Below are 15,034 nucleotides of genomic sequence, written 5' to 3'. Positions count from 1 at the left end.
GGCCTTTCTGATCAGTAGCCGGCGGCTCGGCCAGGCGCTGGCGGTTCTAGCGGGATTGCTGATGACCGCCGTCCCGGCGGTTGCGCGCGAGTTCCGTGTCACCGATACCCAGGCCGGCGACTACCCGACCGTCCAGGCGCTCGAACTGATGGGCCGGCTGGTGCGCGAGCGCACCGGTGGCCGTCACAGCCTGCGCATCTTCCATTCACGCCAGCTCGGCGAGGAGAAGGACACGATCGAGCAGACCCGGATTGGCGCCATCGACATCAACCGCACGAATGTCGCGCCGCTGGCGAGCTTCGTTCCCGAGGCGAATATCCTCGCTCTGCCCTTCCTGTTCCGCTCGGTGGAGCATCTGCACAGGGTACTCGACGGGCCCGTCGGCGAGGACATTCTAGCGAGCTTCGAGCGCCACGGCCTGATCGGCCTCGCCTTCTACGATTCCGGCGCGCGCTCCATCTACAACACCGTCCGTCCCGTGCGGACGCCCGCCGATCTGAAAGGCCTGCGCATCCGCGTTCAGCAGTCCGATCTGATGGTGGAAATGATGCGCGCGCTCGGCGCGGAGCCGGTGGCGCTGCCCTACGGCCAGGTCGGCATCGGACTGTCGACCGGCCTGATCCACGGGGCGGAGAACAATTGGCCGTCCTATGTGACCACCGACCATTTCCGAGCGGCGCGCCACCTGACGCTGACCGAGCACACGATGAGCCCGGAAGTCCTGGTCATGTCGAAGCGCGCCTGGGAGAGTCTCACCGACGACGACAGGGCTACCTTCCGCGCCGCCGCCCGGGAATCCGCCGCCTGGATGCGCAAGCAGTGGCAGGAGCTTGAGGCGCGCTCGCGCACCGATGCCGAACGCTCCGGTGTCACCGTCGTTGCGCTGGCCGACCGCGCGCCCTTCGAGGCGGCCGTCCAGCCGCTGTTCGCCCGCTTTGCCGGCGAGCCTCATCTCGCCGCTCTCGTCGAGCGCATCCGTCAGGCCCGCTGATGGATGCGACGCTGGCGAAGCGCGAAGCCGAGCGCCCGGCCGTCCGGTCGCTGCGCGGCCGGCTCGACGCGGCCTCCGAGATGCTGCGCCGCATCCCGGTGCGCTGGCGCATCGCCACCGTCGTCATCCTGAACCTCGCCTTCATCGCCCTGCTGATGCTGCTGATCGGCTCCGGCGCGCGGGCCATCCGCATCGCCTGGAGCGACCTCCAGGAAGCGCGGCGGGTCGATCGGCTGCTGGCCTCCATCGAGAACGATGCCGGCCGGCTGCAGACGCTGATCCATCGCTATTTCGCCCTGCCCAACGAGGCCGTGCTCGGCGAGATCGAACAGCGGCGCAAGGCGCTGCTCGCCAAGCTGGCGCTGGAGAAGGAGATCGATCTCGCTCTCCAGAATCCGGCGCGCTCGGTCACCAGCGTCACCGAGCGCTTCATGCTCGGCTTCGACGAGTTGCGCTCGGTGCGCGAGACCATCTCGTCGATCTATGAGAACGAGATCAGGAAGCCCGCCAGCGAACTGTCGCAGCTCTATTCGGTGGTCGAGACCGCCATGGCCGACCGCTCGGCGCTGGTGGCGCCCTCGCTGGGCAAGTCGCGCGAGGCCTTCTCGGTCTTCCTCGTCGCGATCAACGACTATTACCTCACCCAGTCGGTGCAGGCGCAACGCGAGGCGGCCCGCTCCATCGAGGTGATCCAGACCACCGCGCCGGTCATGGTCGATCTCGCCGAGACCGAATTCCAGCGCGCCGCGCTCAAGGCGCTGGCGGAGCGGACCATATCGCTCCGCGCCGGCTTCAGCCGCATGGTGCAGGTGCTGGGCATGCAGAACCGGCTGCTACAGGTCGAGATCGACGGCAACCAGGCCGTCATGGCGACCGTCATCCAGGAGGTCGCCGAGCGCGTGCGCGGGCAGGAGGACGCGGCCCAGCAGCGCCTCGACCAGACATTGCGCATCGTCTTCGTTCAGGCCGTCGGCGTCGCCGGCATCTTCCTCGCCTTCGTCGCGGTGATCTGGACGCTGATCGCCCGATCCATCCGCATTCCGCTCGACGACCTCGCGGGGTCGATGACGGCCATCGTTCGCGGCGACCTCGCCCGGCCGCCCTCCGGTCTCTCGGCGACCGACGATATCGGCCGCATGGCCCGCGCCGTCGAAGTGTTCCGCCAGAACGCCATCGAGAAGCAGCGGGCCGAACAGGACCTCGTCGCCGCCAAGAACCGTGCCGAGCAGGCGCTGACCGACCTGCGCGAGACCCAGCAGAGCCTCGTCGAGGCCGAGAAGCTCGCGGCGCTCGGCGGACTGGTCGCGGGCGTCGCCCACGAGGTCAACAACCCCATCGGCATCAGCCTCACCGTCGCCTCCACGCTGTCGCGCCGGATCGACGACTTTGCCGGCGATGTCGAGCGCGGCGAGCTGCGCCGCTCCAGACTCACCGAGTTCGTCCAGGGCAGCCGCGAGGCCGCGAACCAGCTGTCGCTGAACCTCCAGCGCGCCGGCGAGATGATCCAGGCCTTCAAGCAGGTCGCGGTGGACCGCAGCCATGCCGAGCGGCGCTCGTTCGATCTGGCCGAGGCGACCGATCAGATCGTCCAGAGCCTTCGTCCGACGCTGCGCCGGGCGCCGGTCTCGCTGACCGTCTCGGTGCCGGCCGGCATCGTGCTCGATTCCTATCCCGGCCCCTATGGGCAGGTCGTCACCAATCTGTTCATCAACGCGCTCACCCATGCCTTTCCGGAGGGCCGCAGGGGCGAGTTCCGCATCGAGGCCGCGCAGGACGGCGACACCGTGGTCGTGGTCTTCCAGGACGACGGCATCGGCATGACGCCCGAGGTCCAGCGGCAGGCTTTCGACCCGTTCTTCACCACCCGCCGTGGCGAAGGCGGCACGGGCCTCGGCCTCAACATTGTCTTCAACATCGTGACTCGCCGGCTCGGCGGGCGTATTGCCCTGTCATCGACGCCCGGAACCGGGTCGACGTTCCGCATGGTCCTGCCGCTGACGGCGCCGCAGGACCCCGCGGAGCGAACGGAAGCCGCATGATGTCCGAACCCGCGAACGAGCCGCTCAGAGGGCCGATGCAGGATCAAGACCGCGACGACGACCTGATTCAGGTGCTGGAGGACGAAGCCCCGGCGTTGCCGGAGGACCAGCACCGCTGGAAGGTCGCCATCATCGACGACGACGCGGCGGTCCATTCCGGCACCCGTTACGCGCTGTCCGACTATGTCCTCGGCGGCTCGCGGCTGGAACTCCTGTCGGCCTATTCGGCGATGGAGGGGCGCAACCTGCTGGCCGCCCATCCCGACATGGCCGTCGTCCTGCTCGACGTGGTCATGGAGAGCGACGGCGCCGGGCTCGAACTCGTCCAGTACATCCGCAACGTGCTGAAGAACGACACGGTCCGCATCATCCTGCGGACGGGACAGCCGGGCCAGGCGCCCGAGCGGCAGGTGATCGTCGACTACGACATTAACGACTACAAGGCCAAGACCGAGCTCACCGCCGACAAGCTGTTCACCGCGCTGACCGCGGCGATCCGCAGCTACCAGCAGCTCATGCGTCTCGTCGAGACGCGGCGCGGGCTTGAGCTGATCGTTGATGCCGCCTCCGAACTGTTCGACCTGAAGAGCATGCGGAAGCTCGCCGCCGGCGTGCTGACGCAGATCGCCGGGCTCGTTCAGGCCCAGTGCGAAGGCATTCTCGTGCTGCGCGACGACCGCCGCGACGGCTTCGCGATCCTCGCCGGCTCCGGCGTCTATTCCACCGTTGCGGAGGTGGGCGAGGCGGGCCTCGACGCCGCCATGGCCGGGCTCGTCCGCTCGGCCTTCGAGCGCCGCCGGCACGCCTTCGACGGCCATCAGACCGTGCTCTATATCGAGACGGCAAGCGGCCGCGAGATCGTTGTGGCGCTCCAGTCCGACAAGCCGCTGAGCGACACCGACCGCACGCTGGTCGCGGTGTTCTGCGGGCGCCTCTCCACTGCCTTCGACAACATCATCCTCTACGAGCAGCTGCAGGCCGCCAACGAGACGCTGGAGCAGCGCGTCGCCGAGCGCACACGCCAGCTCACCGTCGCCAACGAGCGGCTGACGATGCAATGGGCGCGGCTGAAGCGCACCAACGACCACAAGGCCGAGGTGCTGGGCACGGTGGCCCACGACCTGAAGAACCCGCTCGGCGTCATCCTCGGCCGCTCCGAGATGATGGGCGAGCTGCTCGGCCTCGATCCGCCGAACATCCCGCGCGCCCTGACGCAGATCGAGCAGATCCGCTCCTCGGTCGCGCGGATGACCTCGATGGTGGACGAGCTGATCAACGACGCCATGCTCGACGCCGAGGACATCGTGCTGCGCCCCGCCGACATCGACGCCGTCGCCATCGTCGCCGCGGTCATCGACGCCAACGCGCCGCTCGCCGAACGCAAGCGCCAGATGCTGGTCTTCTCAGGGCCGGACAGCATGCCCGGCCGGGCAGACCCGGACCGCCTGCGCGAAGCGATCGACAATCTCGTCTCCAACGCGATCAAATATTCGCCGGCCGGCGGGCGCATCCACGTCTCGCTGACCTCCTCCGAGGCGGGTCATCGGGTCGCCGTCGCGGATTCGGGGCCCGGTCTCTCGCCCGAGGACCAGCAGCGCCTGTTCGGCCGCTTCCAGCGCCTGTCCGCGAAGCCGACCGGCGGGGAGAGCTCCACCGGCCTCGGCCTGTTCATCTGCCGCCGCATCATCGAGCTTCACGGCGGCCGCATCACGGCGAGCAGCGACGGGCCGGGCAGGGGCTCGGTCTTCGCCATCACGCTGCCGCCGAGCGTTGCAGGAGTGCCGTCTTGAGCCCCGGTCAGCACATCATGGTGGTGGACGACGAGCCGGCCGCCCGCGACATGGTCGGCGATTACCTGAAGATGCACGGCTTTCGGGTGACCCTCTGCGACGGCGCCGCCTCGCTCCGTCAGGCAATCCAGTCGGACCGGCCGGATCTGGTCGTGCTCGACCTCAACATGCCGGAGGAGGACGGTCTCTCCGTCATCCGCGACCTGAAGCGGCGCATGCCCGTGCCGGTGATCATGCTGACCGCGACCGCGAGCCCCGTAGACCGCATCGTCGGGCTGGAGCTCGGCGCCGACGACTATCTCGCCAAGCCCTGCGAACTGCGCGAACTGCTCGCGCGCATCCGTTCCGTGCTCCGCCGGGCCGTCGCGCCTGCGCAGGCGCCCGGCCAGATCGGCCAGCGCGAGACCGTTCGCTTCGGCACCAAGACGCTGGATCTGACCGCCCATGTCCTGCGTGACGATGCGGGCGACGAGCACGCGCTGACCTCGTCCGAGTTCAATCTGCTGAAGGCTTTCGCCGAAAATCCGCGCCGCGTGCTGTCGCGCGACAAGCTTCTCGATCTTGCCGGCGCGCGCGACCCCGATGCCTTCGACCGCGCCATCGACGTGCGCATCACGCGCATCCGCAAGAAGATCGAGCCGGACCCGGATACGCCGGCCTTCATCAAGACGGTGCGCGGCGCCGGCTACATGTTCATGCCGGATGGCGAGAAGCGCTGACGGTCGGCATCCCGCCCGCCCCGCGCGCCGTCATCGCGCCGTTCCTGAAACAATTGAGCCCTGCGCGAAACAGTCGCGATCGGCCGCCGACACGGCCTTGCAAGCCTTGAAACAGTGCATTTCCGATTGAAATGCGGTGTTTCCGTCCAAGACACTCCCGCGAAAATCCGCGCCTCTAGGTTTCGTTCATCCCGATGATGCGGGGCGACGAGAAACCGGTGAACTTTCCCCGACGTCGCCGCGACCCATCGGAGAGACCGGGCCCACGGGCCATGACTGGGGGATGCGCAAATGAACAAGATGTCGAAGCTTCTGGCACTGTCCGCGGTCGCGGGCCTTGGCATGGCGGCCGCTCTCGTTCTGGCGCCCGCCGGCCGCGCGGCGGTCAACGTCGCTCCCTCGCTGACGGTGGCCCACACCGCCGCCGACATCGATCATGCGCTCGGCGCCTTCAACGGCTTCAGGAACCGTCTGGATGCCGCCCCCGCGCGCACCGAGGCTCCCCGGCAGGTTGCCGCCATCCAGGGCGACCGGACGCAGGCCGCCGAACGCTCCGCCTGCGCCCAGCATGCCTGGCCGCACATTCCGCAGAACTGCCAGACGTCGGCCGCCGGCCAGCATCTGCGCCAGATCCGCACCGTCAATACCGACGCTGCGACGCGCTGATCCGCCGGGAACTTCCCGCCGGCCAAGCCGTTCTCGTCGCAAAACGCATCAAGAAGAACTTTCCGGATTCAGGAGATCCATCATGCGCCGCCTCGCTCTCGCGGCAGCAATGTCGCTTGCTGCCTTCGCCTCGGCCGCTCCGGCCAACGCCTTCTTCCAGAACATCATGATCGACCCGAACACCCGCCAGCCGATGGCGTTCCAGCAACCGACGCACCAGCCGGCCGCCCGGCCCGCCATTCCGCGCGAGGTCGTCGCTTTCGCCGGCGCCTATGAGCCCGGCACTGTCGTCGTCAACACCGCCGAGCGCCGCCTCTACTTCGTGATGGGCAACGGCCAGGCCATCCGCTACGGCATCGGCGTCGGTCGTCCCGGTTTCGACTGGCGTGGCACCCACACCATTTCCCGCAAGGCCGAGTGGCCGGACTGGCGCCCGCCCGTCCAGATGCTGCAGCGCCGCCCCGACCTGCCGCGCTTCATGGCCGGCGGCCCCGACAACCCGCTCGGCGCCCGCGCCATGTATCTGGGTTCGTCGCTCTATCGCATCCACGGCTCCAACGAGCCGCATACCATCGGGCAGGCGGTGTCCTCCGGCTGTTTCCGCATGCTCAACGACGATGTCGTCGACCTCTACAGCCGCGTTCGCGTCGGCACCCGCGTCGTCGTCCTCTGACGCGTTTCCTTCCTGCCGTGCATGCCCCGCATGACCTCCGACTGCCCCGATGGCCCTGCCGTCGGGGCATTTTCTTTTCGGACTACCGCGTGCCGGCCTTGCGCTGGTGATAGGTGAGCGCGAGCGCGAGGCAATGCCTCAATTCCTCGGCGGGCAGCGGGTTCGCGGCGTCCAGATGCAGAGCGCGATTGCCCTCGAAGCGGAAGACATCAGGATAAAGTCCGCGAAACGTCTCCACGAGATCGGTCTGGCAGTGGAAATAGACGGCGTAGCCGCCGGGGCGGCCCTTTGCGGCATCCATGCGGATGGTGCTGCCACTGCCTGTCTCGGCGGTCAGGAAGCTCGGCTGGCCCCATTTCAACGCCTGCTCGATGCGTCCGACGCCGGGCGTCGCCGCTGCCGTGGCGAGAACGAGATCGCGCACTTCTCCGAGGCGGACCGCGACCGCCCGATCCATTCCGGCGAGCGCCGAATCGACGGCGTATCGGCCGGCGTGGGCGCGATGAGAATCTGTGCCGCCTGATTCTGGCCGTGCCGTTCGGCGAGGCTGCGTCATCGGGTCCCCTCCCGCCGTGCTGACGCCATGGAGCGCCGCAACATCATGCTCGCCGCCCGTGCCGGCCCGTGGCAAGAGCCGCCGCCGGGACCTCGGAAAGCGAATGAGAATAATCCGTGCCCGAGCAGGGTGGACAGCGCCCGGCGGAGCCTCTATAAGCCGCCGCGCACTGCAACGTGACGGCTGTCTGACGGCCCCGCGTGCACGGGTCGCCCAGGTAGCTCAGTTGGTAGAGCATGCGACTGAAAATCGCAGTGTCGGCGGTTCGACTCCGTCCCTGGGCACCATTTCTTCCATGATATCGACAGATGGCGACCGCCGGAACATCCGGCGCGTGCCTCGTGCTGAATCCGGCCTGCGGCCGGGGCGCGTAATGGAACGTCGCTGATGCCGGCGCTTTGCCTCCTCGACCAACGCGGGCGACGACGATGGCCGTCAATCGCAATCGCGGCGAATTGGCGAAGAGCACCGTGGCGCGGTTCGCCACGACCGCCAATCGGCGGCTCAAGGCGGCCGGCATCGATACGGAGGTGATGATCAGCCGCGCGGGTGAGCTTCAGACGATGATCGCCGCGCGGCCGCTCCAGGCGCCAGCAGTCGCAGCGCTGGCCGGGTTCACTCTCGGCATGCGCCGATCGTCCCGGCCCGCCCGCACCGCCGCGCAAGCGTCACATCCAGCGACGCCAGCCGCGGCCGGGCGGCGGACCGCGCCGGCGGCCGTGACCAGGAGGCACCCGGCCCCGGCGCCGATGGCCCGGGGGAACCCACCCGTGCCGCCGCTGGCCGGGAGGGCCCATGCCGTCGGGCCCCCATCCGCGCCCCTGCGCCATGGCGCTGCCGCCCGCGACGGCTGTCAGCAGCATGACTGCAAAGCCGGACAGGGCCAGGCGGCGTGTCGTGCTTATGCCGGGCATGATCGATCTCCTTGATGCAATGGCGTCGCGCCGCATCCCGAAATCCCGCTCGCGAGACGGCGAGACGGATCGCCGAACGCGACCGGCAACGCATAGCACGGGCGACTGGTTCCGTCCCTTGGCCGATGGCTGCTCAGTCGCCGTCCAACAGCCGGCAAACCGATTTGATCTTGCGCGCATGCGGTGCCAGCGCCGAGAGATCGTAGGTCTGCTCGACGCCCGGGAACTGGATGAACACCTGCATCGCGCCGGCAATGTCGGAGAGGAAGCTCTCGGCGAACCGCGCGGTGACGAAAGCCGAGGTGCCGGTGACGCGCCAGCGGATTGGTTTTGAGGGGCCGTTGTCGACGCTGTAGCTGCCCTCGAACACGCCTTCCGGCTGCGCCGGCAGGCGGTAGCCGGGCGCGAAGGAGACGAAGGCGGCGCCCGCGCTGCAGAGCAGCGTCAGCCGCTCCCCCGAACTGCGATAGGACATCTCGATGGCCGGGCCGGTTCCTGCCGGACCCGGCAACTCGCGCACGCTCCACTGCGCGGCGGCGACAGTCCCGGTCATGACCAGGGCGCATAACGCCACGACGCTGATCAGGAGGCTGCGAGCCATCGTTCCACAGGGCAACCGGTTGATACCGCGGTGCTGGAATGCCTGCCGCGAGATGAATGACGATATCGGGTCGCGCGAGGTCTGGACGAATTCGGGGCGTCATCCGTCCAGACGAATTATTGCGCAATAATTCCCTAGCGTTTTGCCTTGTCTGGGCGGCAAAGACAATAGTTGCAGCGAAGCATTGGCATGTCTCTGCAGGTGGATTGTCGCAACGGGCGCGATTGTGATTATGCGCCGTACCGGGATACCGGATCGAGACTGCCCGCCTAGCAACACGCTGGAAACGCGGCGGGTCCAGTCTGCAGCCGCCCGATTCGCCCGCGCGGCCGGTTCGGCGCGATACTGCACCGAGGTTTCAAAGCTCCGAGGCTCCATGGCGAAGCTGACCCGTCGCACCATCGTCAGGCTTGCCGCAGCCGCCGCGGGTGCCACGCTGATGCCGCGCGCCGCCGCTGCCCAGCAGCGCATCGTGCTCAACGACGCGAGCCGCCTGTCGCCGACGCCGGTGGCGCGACACTGGGTGGTCGGCGACGACCCCGAGACTGCCTTCGTCGAGCGCCTGCGCCGGGAGATGAAGGAGGCGCGGGCCGGTAACCGCGCCTTCGTGGTCGGTGGCGCGCGCCATTCGATGGGCGGCCAGAGCCTCTATCGCAACGCGACCGCGGCCACCTTCGAGACGAAGCTCTGCGAACTCGACACTGCAGCCAGGACCTATCGCACCCATGCCGGCTCGCGCTGGATCTACCTGCTCCAGGAACTGGATCGGGCCGGCTTTTCGCCGGCGGTCATGCAGTCCAATGCCGACTTCGCCACGGCCGGCACCCTGTCGGTCAATGCCCATGGCTGGCCGGTGCCCTTCGGCCCGTTCGGCGCGACGGTCAGGTCGTTCCGCCTGATGCTGGCGGATGGCACTATCGTCACCTGTTCGCCGACCGAGAATGCCGAGCTCTACGGCCTCGCGCAGGGTGGCTACGGCCTGTTCGGCGTCATCCTCGACATGGTCGTGGACATGGTGCCGAACGCGCTGCTGCGGCCGACCAATGAGCTGATGCCGGCCGGCGAGTTCAGTCCCCGTTTCGTTGCGGCCATCGACGGCGACCCGACTGTGCAAATGGCCTATGGCCGGCTGTCGGTCGCGCGGCGCGACTTCCTGCGCCAGGCGCTGATGATCACCTATCGTCCCGTGCCGAATCAGCCGGCACGCCTGCCGCCCGTGTCCGCTGGCGGCCTGATGTCCTCGGCGTCGCGCGAGATCTTCCGCGCGCAGATCGGCAGCGAGACGGGCAAGCGCGCCCGCTGGGCGGCGGAGACGGTTGGCAATCCCGCCATCTCCTCCGGCATCGCAACGCGCAGCACGCTGATGAACGAGCCGGTGGCGAACCTTGCCGGCCGCGACCCGCTGCGCACCGACATCCTGCACGAGTATTTCGTCGCGCCGGATCGCTTCGACGCGTTTCTCACCGCCTGTCGCGAGGTGATCCTGCGTTCGCGGCAGGACCTCCTGAACGTCACGCTGCGCTACGTGAAGGCCGATGCCGTCAGCGCGCTCTCCTATGCGCCGGTGCCGCGCATCGCCGCGGTCATGCTGTTCTCGCAATCGGTGACGCCGGAGGCCGAGGCCGACATGCTCGCCATGACCGAAGCGCTGATCGAGCGCGTCATCGCCATCGGTGGCTCGTTCTACCTGCCATATCGGCTGCATGCGCGCCGCGACCAGGTGGAGCGCGCCTATCCCGGCGTCGCCCGGTTCGTCGCGAAGAAGCGCGAGATCGATCCCGGCCTGCTGTTCCGCAACACGATGTGGGACGTCTATTTCGCGTGACGATGCCAGCAACCCGGCAGTGCAGAAGGACCCGCCCATGACGCTCCCCCGCAAGATCGCAGCCGCCTATGCCGTGATCCTCGGTCTCGTGACGCTGCTCAACTACATTCCCGGTCTCACCGATGCGCAGGGCAGGGCCTTCGGCATCTTCGCCCTCGACATCTATGACGACGCGCTGCACTTCGCCTCCGCCGCCTGGGCCGCGATCGCCGCGTGGCTCTCCACCCGCGCGGCGGTGACGTTCCTGCGTGTCTTCGGTGTGCTCTACTGCCTCGACGGCCTGCTCGGCCTCGCCACCGGATCCGGCTATCTCGATCTCGGCATCCTGATCTATGGCGTCCTCGACCTGCCGCTCGTCTTCAGGGTTCTCGCCAACACCCCGCATATCGTGCTCGGCGGCGTCGCGGCCTTCGTCGGCTTCGCCCTCGCGCCGGCCGAGACGGAGGCGCGGGCGTGAGGATCGCGCTCAAGCTCGTTCTCCATGCCGCCGGGCAGCTGGTTCTGGTCGCGGTTGGCCTGCTGGCGATCTCCGCCCTGCCGATCCTTTATATCGAGGCCCGTTGCCAGTCCCTGCCGCAGTCGACGGCCGATGCGACGCCGCGCGTCATCACCGAGCTGCCGTGGCGGCGGCCGGAGGTGAACAGCTACCTGTCCTATCCCGAATGGTACATCGTCCACGCCTATGAGGATCTCGCCGGCGTGCTGAAGACCTCGGACGAGCACGCCTATTCCTACACGGCCTCGATCCTCGGCTTCTGGTCGAGCCTCTGCGACATCACCACCCGCACGACCCGGCAGCGGGCAACGCCCGGCGACATGAAGGCCATGCTCTACATCATCGGCGTCTCGTTCACGGCCGAGATGATCGTCAAGGGCGCCTGGGAGGAAACCATCGGACGCGCCACCGCATGGTGGCGCGGGCCTGAGAAGAACGCGGAGGATCGCTTCGCCTCCGGGGTCGCTGACCGCTACGCCGCCTTCCTCACCCAGACGCCCTGGTATCAGTTTCCCTTCGCATCCACGGTGGCCCAGTTCTGGCGCGAGACGGCTTTCGGAGACCACAGCACCGTCCGCTCCCTCGAGCGGCGCGTCGCGCTGACGGCGGAATGGGGCGTGAAGGCCGGCTATTCCGCGCTGATTGCGCAGGCCGCGGGTCTCTCGCCTGCCGACCTGCGCATCCGCAGCGTCGTTACCGGGCTCGCTGCCGCCGATCTCGCGGCCATGCCCGGCATCACGGTCATCGGCGAGCCGGCCGCCAGCGTGCTGATCGAGACCGACCGCTACCGCGCCTTCACCGACATCGCCCGACGGGTGGTGGTGAAGGGCGGCTGCTTCACCGAGATCGCCGGCAATCGCCGCGCGCTGGTGACGCTGGTCATCCCGATGAAGGATCAGCTTGCGGTGCCGGACGCCCAGCGGCTGTTTGGCTTCATCGTTCAGGCACGACCGGGCTGGCAGCGCGTCGGCCTCGACGTTCCCGTCGAGCGCCTCGGCGAGGCCATGCAGTCCGCAAGCCGCGAGGGAGGCTCCTTTGAGCATCTCTACGACTATTGAGCCTCTGGCCCGCCGCTGGCGCGCCGCACGCGGCTTCACTCTCGCCGCCGCGGCGGCGCTCGGCCTCTGGACGCTCGTCATGGCGGCCATCGCGGTCGCGCGTCCCGGCGAGGCCATGGTGGTCGCTATCGGCGCGCCGTCGGACCTGCTCAGCCGGATCGACCCCGACCATATCCGCCTCGTCCGCGTCGGCGGCCTCTTCGTCCTCGCGGCGGTCTCCGGCCGCGAGGGCGTGCGTGCGCTCTACGACAGCGGCGCGCTCATTGTCCTGCCCGGCAGCCGTGGCGGCTGCGGACTGGTGCCTTAGGCGCCCGCCTCATCCAGCGCCTTTACTTCCGCGTCCGACAGTTTCAGCGACACCGCCCTGATGAGACTGTCCATCTGGTCGAGCCGCGTGGCGCTGGCGATCGGCGCGGTCACCGCCTTCTTCGCCATCAGCCAGGCGAGCGCCGCCTCGGCCTGTTTCGCGCCATGCGCTGCCGCGACCTCGTCCAGCACCTTCAGCACGCGGAAGCCCCTGTCGTTGAGATAGGGCCTGACGCCCCGCTCGCCGCGCGGGCTCTGGCCGAGATCGGCTTCCGAACGGTACTTGCCGGACAGGAAGCCCTTGGCCAGCGAGAAATAGGTGATGACGCCGATCTCCTCCCCGACGCAGAGGTCAGCCAGCGGCCCCTCGAATTTCTCCCGGTCGTAGAGATTGTATTCGGGTTGCAGCACGTCGTAGCGCGGCAGGCCCTTCGCTTTCGCGGCGTCGAGCGAGGCCTTGAGCTGCATGGCGTCGAGATTGGAGCAGCCGACCGCCCGGATCTTGCCGGCCTGCTTCAGCTTGTCATAGGCGCCAAGCGACTCCTCGTGCGGCGTGTCGGGGTCCGGCCAGTGCGACAGGTAGAGGTCGATGGCGTCGGTCTGGAGCCGCTTGAGCGAGGCTTCCACCGCCTCGGCGATGTAACGGGCGGAGAGGCCCTTCTTGCCCTCGCCCATGGGCGAGCCGACCTTGGTGATGACAACGATCCTGTTGCGGCTGCCACGCGCCTTCATCCAACGGCCGATGATCGTCTCGCTCTCGCCGCCGGAATTGCCCGGCGCCCAGGCGGAATAGACGTCCGCCGTATCGACCGCGTTCAGCCCGGCATCGACGAAGCGGTCGAGCAGGTCGAACGAGGTCTTCTCGTCCGCCGTCCAGCCGAAGACATTGCCGCCGAAGACCAGCGGGGCGATGGAAAGACCGGTACGGCCGAGGGGGCGCTGCTGCATGGACTGCTCCTGTTCGTGGCGCGGAGACTAGCGCAAGCTTTACCCCATGGGGACAAGATGGGTGCATTGCATCGGCAGTGGGGTGGCCCAGTGCCTGATCCAGTCCGGCCTTCGGCCTCCTGACAGCTTTCGGGTGGCATCGGATCTATCCCCACTGACAGGCTTCCGCCCGACCTGTAACGATTGCCAGTGCAGCCATGTCCCGTCGCTCCGACAGCCTCTCCCTGAAACAGGCCCGCCGCATCGCCATTGCCGCGCAGGGCTTCGATCTCGCCGGCCACGGCGAGGGGCGCGGCTCCGCGGTCGCCGAGAAGCGGCATCTCAGACGCATGATCGAGCGGCTCGGCGTTGTCCAGATCGACTCGGTCAACGTCGTCGCCCGCGCCCACACGCTTCCCGGCTTCTCCCGCCTCGGCCCCTATGCAACCAGCGACATCGACGCGCTCGCCTATTCCGGCCGGCGGCGCGTCCTGTTCGAATATTGGGGGCATGAAGCCTCCTACCTGCCGGTGGCGATCCAGCCCTTGTTCCGCTTCCGCATGGCGCGGGCAGCAAGTGGCAGCGGCATCTACACCGGCCTCTCGAAATTCGGCCGTGAGCGGCGCCAACTGATCGATCAGGTCCACCGCGAGATCGAGCGGCACGGCCCGATGGCGGCCTCCGAACTGTCCCACGACCACAAGGGGGAGGGCGGCTGGTGGGGCTGGTCCGAGGGCAAGATGGCCGTCGAATGGCTGTTCTGGGCCGGCATGGTCACGACCGCCATGCGGCGCGGCGCCTTCGAGCGCATCTACGACGTGACCGAGCGGGTGCTGCCGCAGGTCGTTCTCGACACGCCGACACCCTCCGACGCCGACGCCAACCGCGAGCTCGTCCGCCTGTCGTCCATCGCCCTCGGCATCGCCACCGAACGCTGCCTGCGCGACTATTACCGGCTGGAAGTGGCCGATACGAAGCTGGCGGTCGCGGACCTCGTCGCGTCTGGCGACCTGATCCCCGTCGCGGTCGAGGGCTTCCGCAACCCCGCCTATCTTGCGAGGGATGCGCGCATCCCCCGCAAGGTCGAGGCGCGCGCCCTGCTCGCGCCCTTCGATCCGCTGGTCTGGCAGCGCGAGCGCACTGAGGGCCTGTTCGGCGCGCGCATCCGCCTTGAAATCTACACGCCGGCCGACAAGCGCGTTCACGGCTACTACGTGCTGCCATTCCTGCTCGGCGACACGCTGGCGGCCCGCGTCGACCTGAAGGCCGACCGGACGGGCTCCGTGCTGGTCGTACAGGCGGCGCATCTGGAAGACGGCGCGAAGGCCGGCAATGTCGCCGGCCCGCTGGCGGCCGAACTCCGGCTGATGGCGCGTTGGCTCGGCCTGTCGGACGTCCGCGCCGAACCGCGCGGCGACCTTGCGCAGGCGCTGGGCGAGGCGCTGCGGGCCTGACGAACGGCCGGCTTCATTC

The 15,034-nt window shown here is 68.3% G+C and carries 14 protein-coding genes and 1 tRNA gene; 12 read left to right on the top strand and 3 right to left on the bottom strand.

All coding sequences use genetic code 11. From position 1 onward, the window contains the following. Window positions 1-61: 61 nt before the first annotated feature. The 6 genes from JNK84_RS08550 to JNK84_RS08525 all read left to right on the top strand — a co-directional run bounded on the left by JNK84_RS08550 (window position 62) and on the right by JNK84_RS08525 (window position 6,878). Window positions 62-991 carry a TRAP transporter substrate-binding protein gene (locus tag JNK84_RS08550; protein WP_293423538.1) on the top strand — a complete coding sequence of 310 codons (930 nt, stop codon included), beginning with the start codon at window positions 62-64 and terminating at the stop codon, window positions 989-991. Beyond that, window positions 991-3,030, top strand: coding sequence for a sensor histidine kinase (locus JNK84_RS08545; protein ID WP_293422857.1), 2,040 nt, complete (start codon window positions 991-993; stop codon window positions 3,028-3,030). Before JNK84_RS08550 ends, JNK84_RS08545 begins: the two co-directional genes overlap by 1 nt. Next, window positions 3,027-4,820, top strand: coding sequence for a sensor histidine kinase (locus JNK84_RS08540; protein ID WP_293422854.1), 1,794 nt, complete (start codon window positions 3,027-3,029; stop codon window positions 4,818-4,820). Before JNK84_RS08545 ends, JNK84_RS08540 begins: the two co-directional genes overlap by 4 nt. Then, window positions 4,817-5,539 (top strand): response regulator, encoded by a 723-nt coding sequence (locus JNK84_RS08535; protein ID WP_293422851.1) that lies wholly within the window; start codon window positions 4,817-4,819, stop codon window positions 5,537-5,539. The genes JNK84_RS08540 and JNK84_RS08535 overlap by 4 nt, the downstream gene beginning before the upstream one ends. Before the next feature lie 291 nt (window positions 5,540-5,830). After that, window positions 5,831-6,205, top strand: a complete 375-nt coding sequence (locus JNK84_RS08530) for a hypothetical protein (RefSeq protein ID WP_293422848.1) — start codon at window positions 5,831-5,833, stop codon at window positions 6,203-6,205. An 82-nt stretch (window positions 6,206-6,287) separates the two neighbouring features. Further along, window positions 6,288-6,878 (top strand): L,D-transpeptidase, encoded by a 591-nt coding sequence (locus JNK84_RS08525; protein ID WP_293422845.1) that lies wholly within the window; start codon window positions 6,288-6,290, stop codon window positions 6,876-6,878. Between the two features lie 82 nt (window positions 6,879-6,960). On the opposite strand, the gene JNK84_RS08520 is transcribed toward JNK84_RS08525, so the two are convergent. Beyond that, window positions 6,961-7,335 carry a DUF1801 domain-containing protein gene (locus tag JNK84_RS08520; protein ID WP_293422842.1) on the bottom strand — a complete coding sequence of 125 codons (375 nt, stop codon included), beginning with the start codon at window positions 7,333-7,335 and terminating at the stop codon, window positions 6,961-6,963. 310 nt (window positions 7,336-7,645) lie between these two features. On the opposite strand from JNK84_RS08520, the gene JNK84_RS08515 reads away from it, so the two are divergent. Beyond that, window positions 7,646-7,721, top strand: a tRNA-Phe gene (locus JNK84_RS08515). 760 nt (window positions 7,722-8,481) lie between these two features. On the opposite strand, the gene JNK84_RS08510 is transcribed toward JNK84_RS08515, so the two are convergent. Next, the gene (locus tag JNK84_RS08510; protein WP_293422839.1) at window positions 8,482-8,949 is read right to left on the bottom strand and encodes a hypothetical protein; all 468 of its coding nucleotides are present in this window, start codon (window positions 8,947-8,949) and stop codon (window positions 8,482-8,484) included. A 376-nt stretch (window positions 8,950-9,325) separates the two neighbouring features. Between JNK84_RS08510 and JNK84_RS08505 the strand changes: the two genes are divergently transcribed. The 4 genes from JNK84_RS08505 to JNK84_RS08490 are packed head-to-tail and all read left to right on the top strand — an operon-like array spanning window position 9,326 to window position 12,635. After that, window positions 9,326-10,774 carry an FAD-binding oxidoreductase gene (locus JNK84_RS08505; protein ID WP_293422836.1) on the top strand — a complete coding sequence of 483 codons (1,449 nt, stop codon included), beginning with the start codon at window positions 9,326-9,328 and terminating at the stop codon, window positions 10,772-10,774. Window positions 10,775-10,811: 37 nt separating this feature from the next. Then, the gene (locus tag JNK84_RS08500; RefSeq protein WP_293422833.1) at window positions 10,812-11,231 is read left to right on the top strand and encodes a hypothetical protein; all 420 of its coding nucleotides are present in this window, start codon (window positions 10,812-10,814) and stop codon (window positions 11,229-11,231) included. After that, complete coding sequence (locus JNK84_RS08495; protein WP_293422830.1) at window positions 11,228-12,328, top strand: hypothetical protein; 1,101 nt, start codon at window positions 11,228-11,230, stop codon at window positions 12,326-12,328. Before JNK84_RS08500 ends, JNK84_RS08495 begins: the two co-directional genes overlap by 4 nt. Continuing rightward, the gene (locus JNK84_RS08490) at window positions 12,306-12,635 is read left to right on the top strand and encodes a hypothetical protein (protein ID WP_293422827.1); all 330 of its coding nucleotides are present in this window, start codon (window positions 12,306-12,308) and stop codon (window positions 12,633-12,635) included. The genes JNK84_RS08495 and JNK84_RS08490 overlap by 23 nt, the downstream gene beginning before the upstream one ends. Here the strand turns inward: JNK84_RS08490 and JNK84_RS08485 are convergent. Continuing rightward, window positions 12,632-13,582: an aldo/keto reductase gene (locus tag JNK84_RS08485; RefSeq protein WP_293422824.1), complete on the bottom strand. Its 951-nt coding sequence runs from the start codon at window positions 13,580-13,582 to the stop codon at window positions 12,632-12,634. The genes JNK84_RS08490 and JNK84_RS08485 overlap by 4 nt on opposite strands. 197 nt (window positions 13,583-13,779) lie before the next feature. Between JNK84_RS08485 and JNK84_RS08480 the strand changes: the two genes are divergently transcribed. After that, window positions 13,780-15,015: a winged helix-turn-helix domain-containing protein gene (locus tag JNK84_RS08480; RefSeq protein WP_293422821.1), complete on the top strand. Its 1,236-nt coding sequence runs from the start codon at window positions 13,780-13,782 to the stop codon at window positions 15,013-15,015. Window positions 15,016-15,034: the final 19 nt, after the last annotated feature.

The sequence above is a fragment of the Phreatobacter sp. genome, assembly GCF_016793595.1.
GTDB lineage: Bacteria > Pseudomonadota > Alphaproteobacteria > Rhizobiales > Phreatobacteraceae > Phreatobacter.
The sequence above is the reverse complement of the archived record's forward strand: the minus strand, read 5'-3'. Positions and strand labels throughout refer to the sequence as shown.

Excerpts from the sequence above, each read along its gene's own strand:
- JNK84_RS08550 (WP_293423538.1), top strand. The coding sequence starts at position 62 with ATGACCGCCGTCCCGGCGGTTGCGCGCGAGTTCCGTGTCACCGATACC.
- JNK84_RS08545 (WP_293422857.1), top strand. The coding sequence starts at position 991 with ATGGATGCGACGCTGGCGAAGCGCGAAGCCGAGCGCCCGGCCGTCCGG.
- JNK84_RS08540 (WP_293422854.1), top strand. The coding sequence starts at position 3,027 with ATGATGTCCGAACCCGCGAACGAGCCGCTCAGAGGGCCGATGCAGGAT.
- JNK84_RS08530 (WP_293422848.1), top strand. The coding sequence starts at position 5,831 with ATGAACAAGATGTCGAAGCTTCTGGCACTGTCCGCGGTCGCGGGCCTT.
- JNK84_RS08525 (WP_293422845.1), top strand. The coding sequence starts at position 6,288 with ATGCGCCGCCTCGCTCTCGCGGCAGCAATGTCGCTTGCTGCCTTCGCC.
- JNK84_RS08520 (WP_293422842.1), bottom strand. The coding sequence starts at position 7,335 with ATGGATCGGGCGGTCGCGGTCCGCCTCGGAGAAGTGCGCGATCTCGTT.
- JNK84_RS08510 (WP_293422839.1), bottom strand. The coding sequence starts at position 8,949 with ATGGCTCGCAGCCTCCTGATCAGCGTCGTGGCGTTATGCGCCCTGGTC.
- JNK84_RS08505 (WP_293422836.1), top strand. The coding sequence starts at position 9,326 with ATGGCGAAGCTGACCCGTCGCACCATCGTCAGGCTTGCCGCAGCCGCC.
- JNK84_RS08500 (WP_293422833.1), top strand. The coding sequence starts at position 10,812 with ATGACGCTCCCCCGCAAGATCGCAGCCGCCTATGCCGTGATCCTCGGT.
- JNK84_RS08485 (WP_293422824.1), bottom strand. The coding sequence starts at position 13,582 with ATGCAGCAGCGCCCCCTCGGCCGTACCGGTCTTTCCATCGCCCCGCTG.
- JNK84_RS08480 (WP_293422821.1), top strand. The coding sequence starts at position 13,780 with ATGTCCCGTCGCTCCGACAGCCTCTCCCTGAAACAGGCCCGCCGCATC.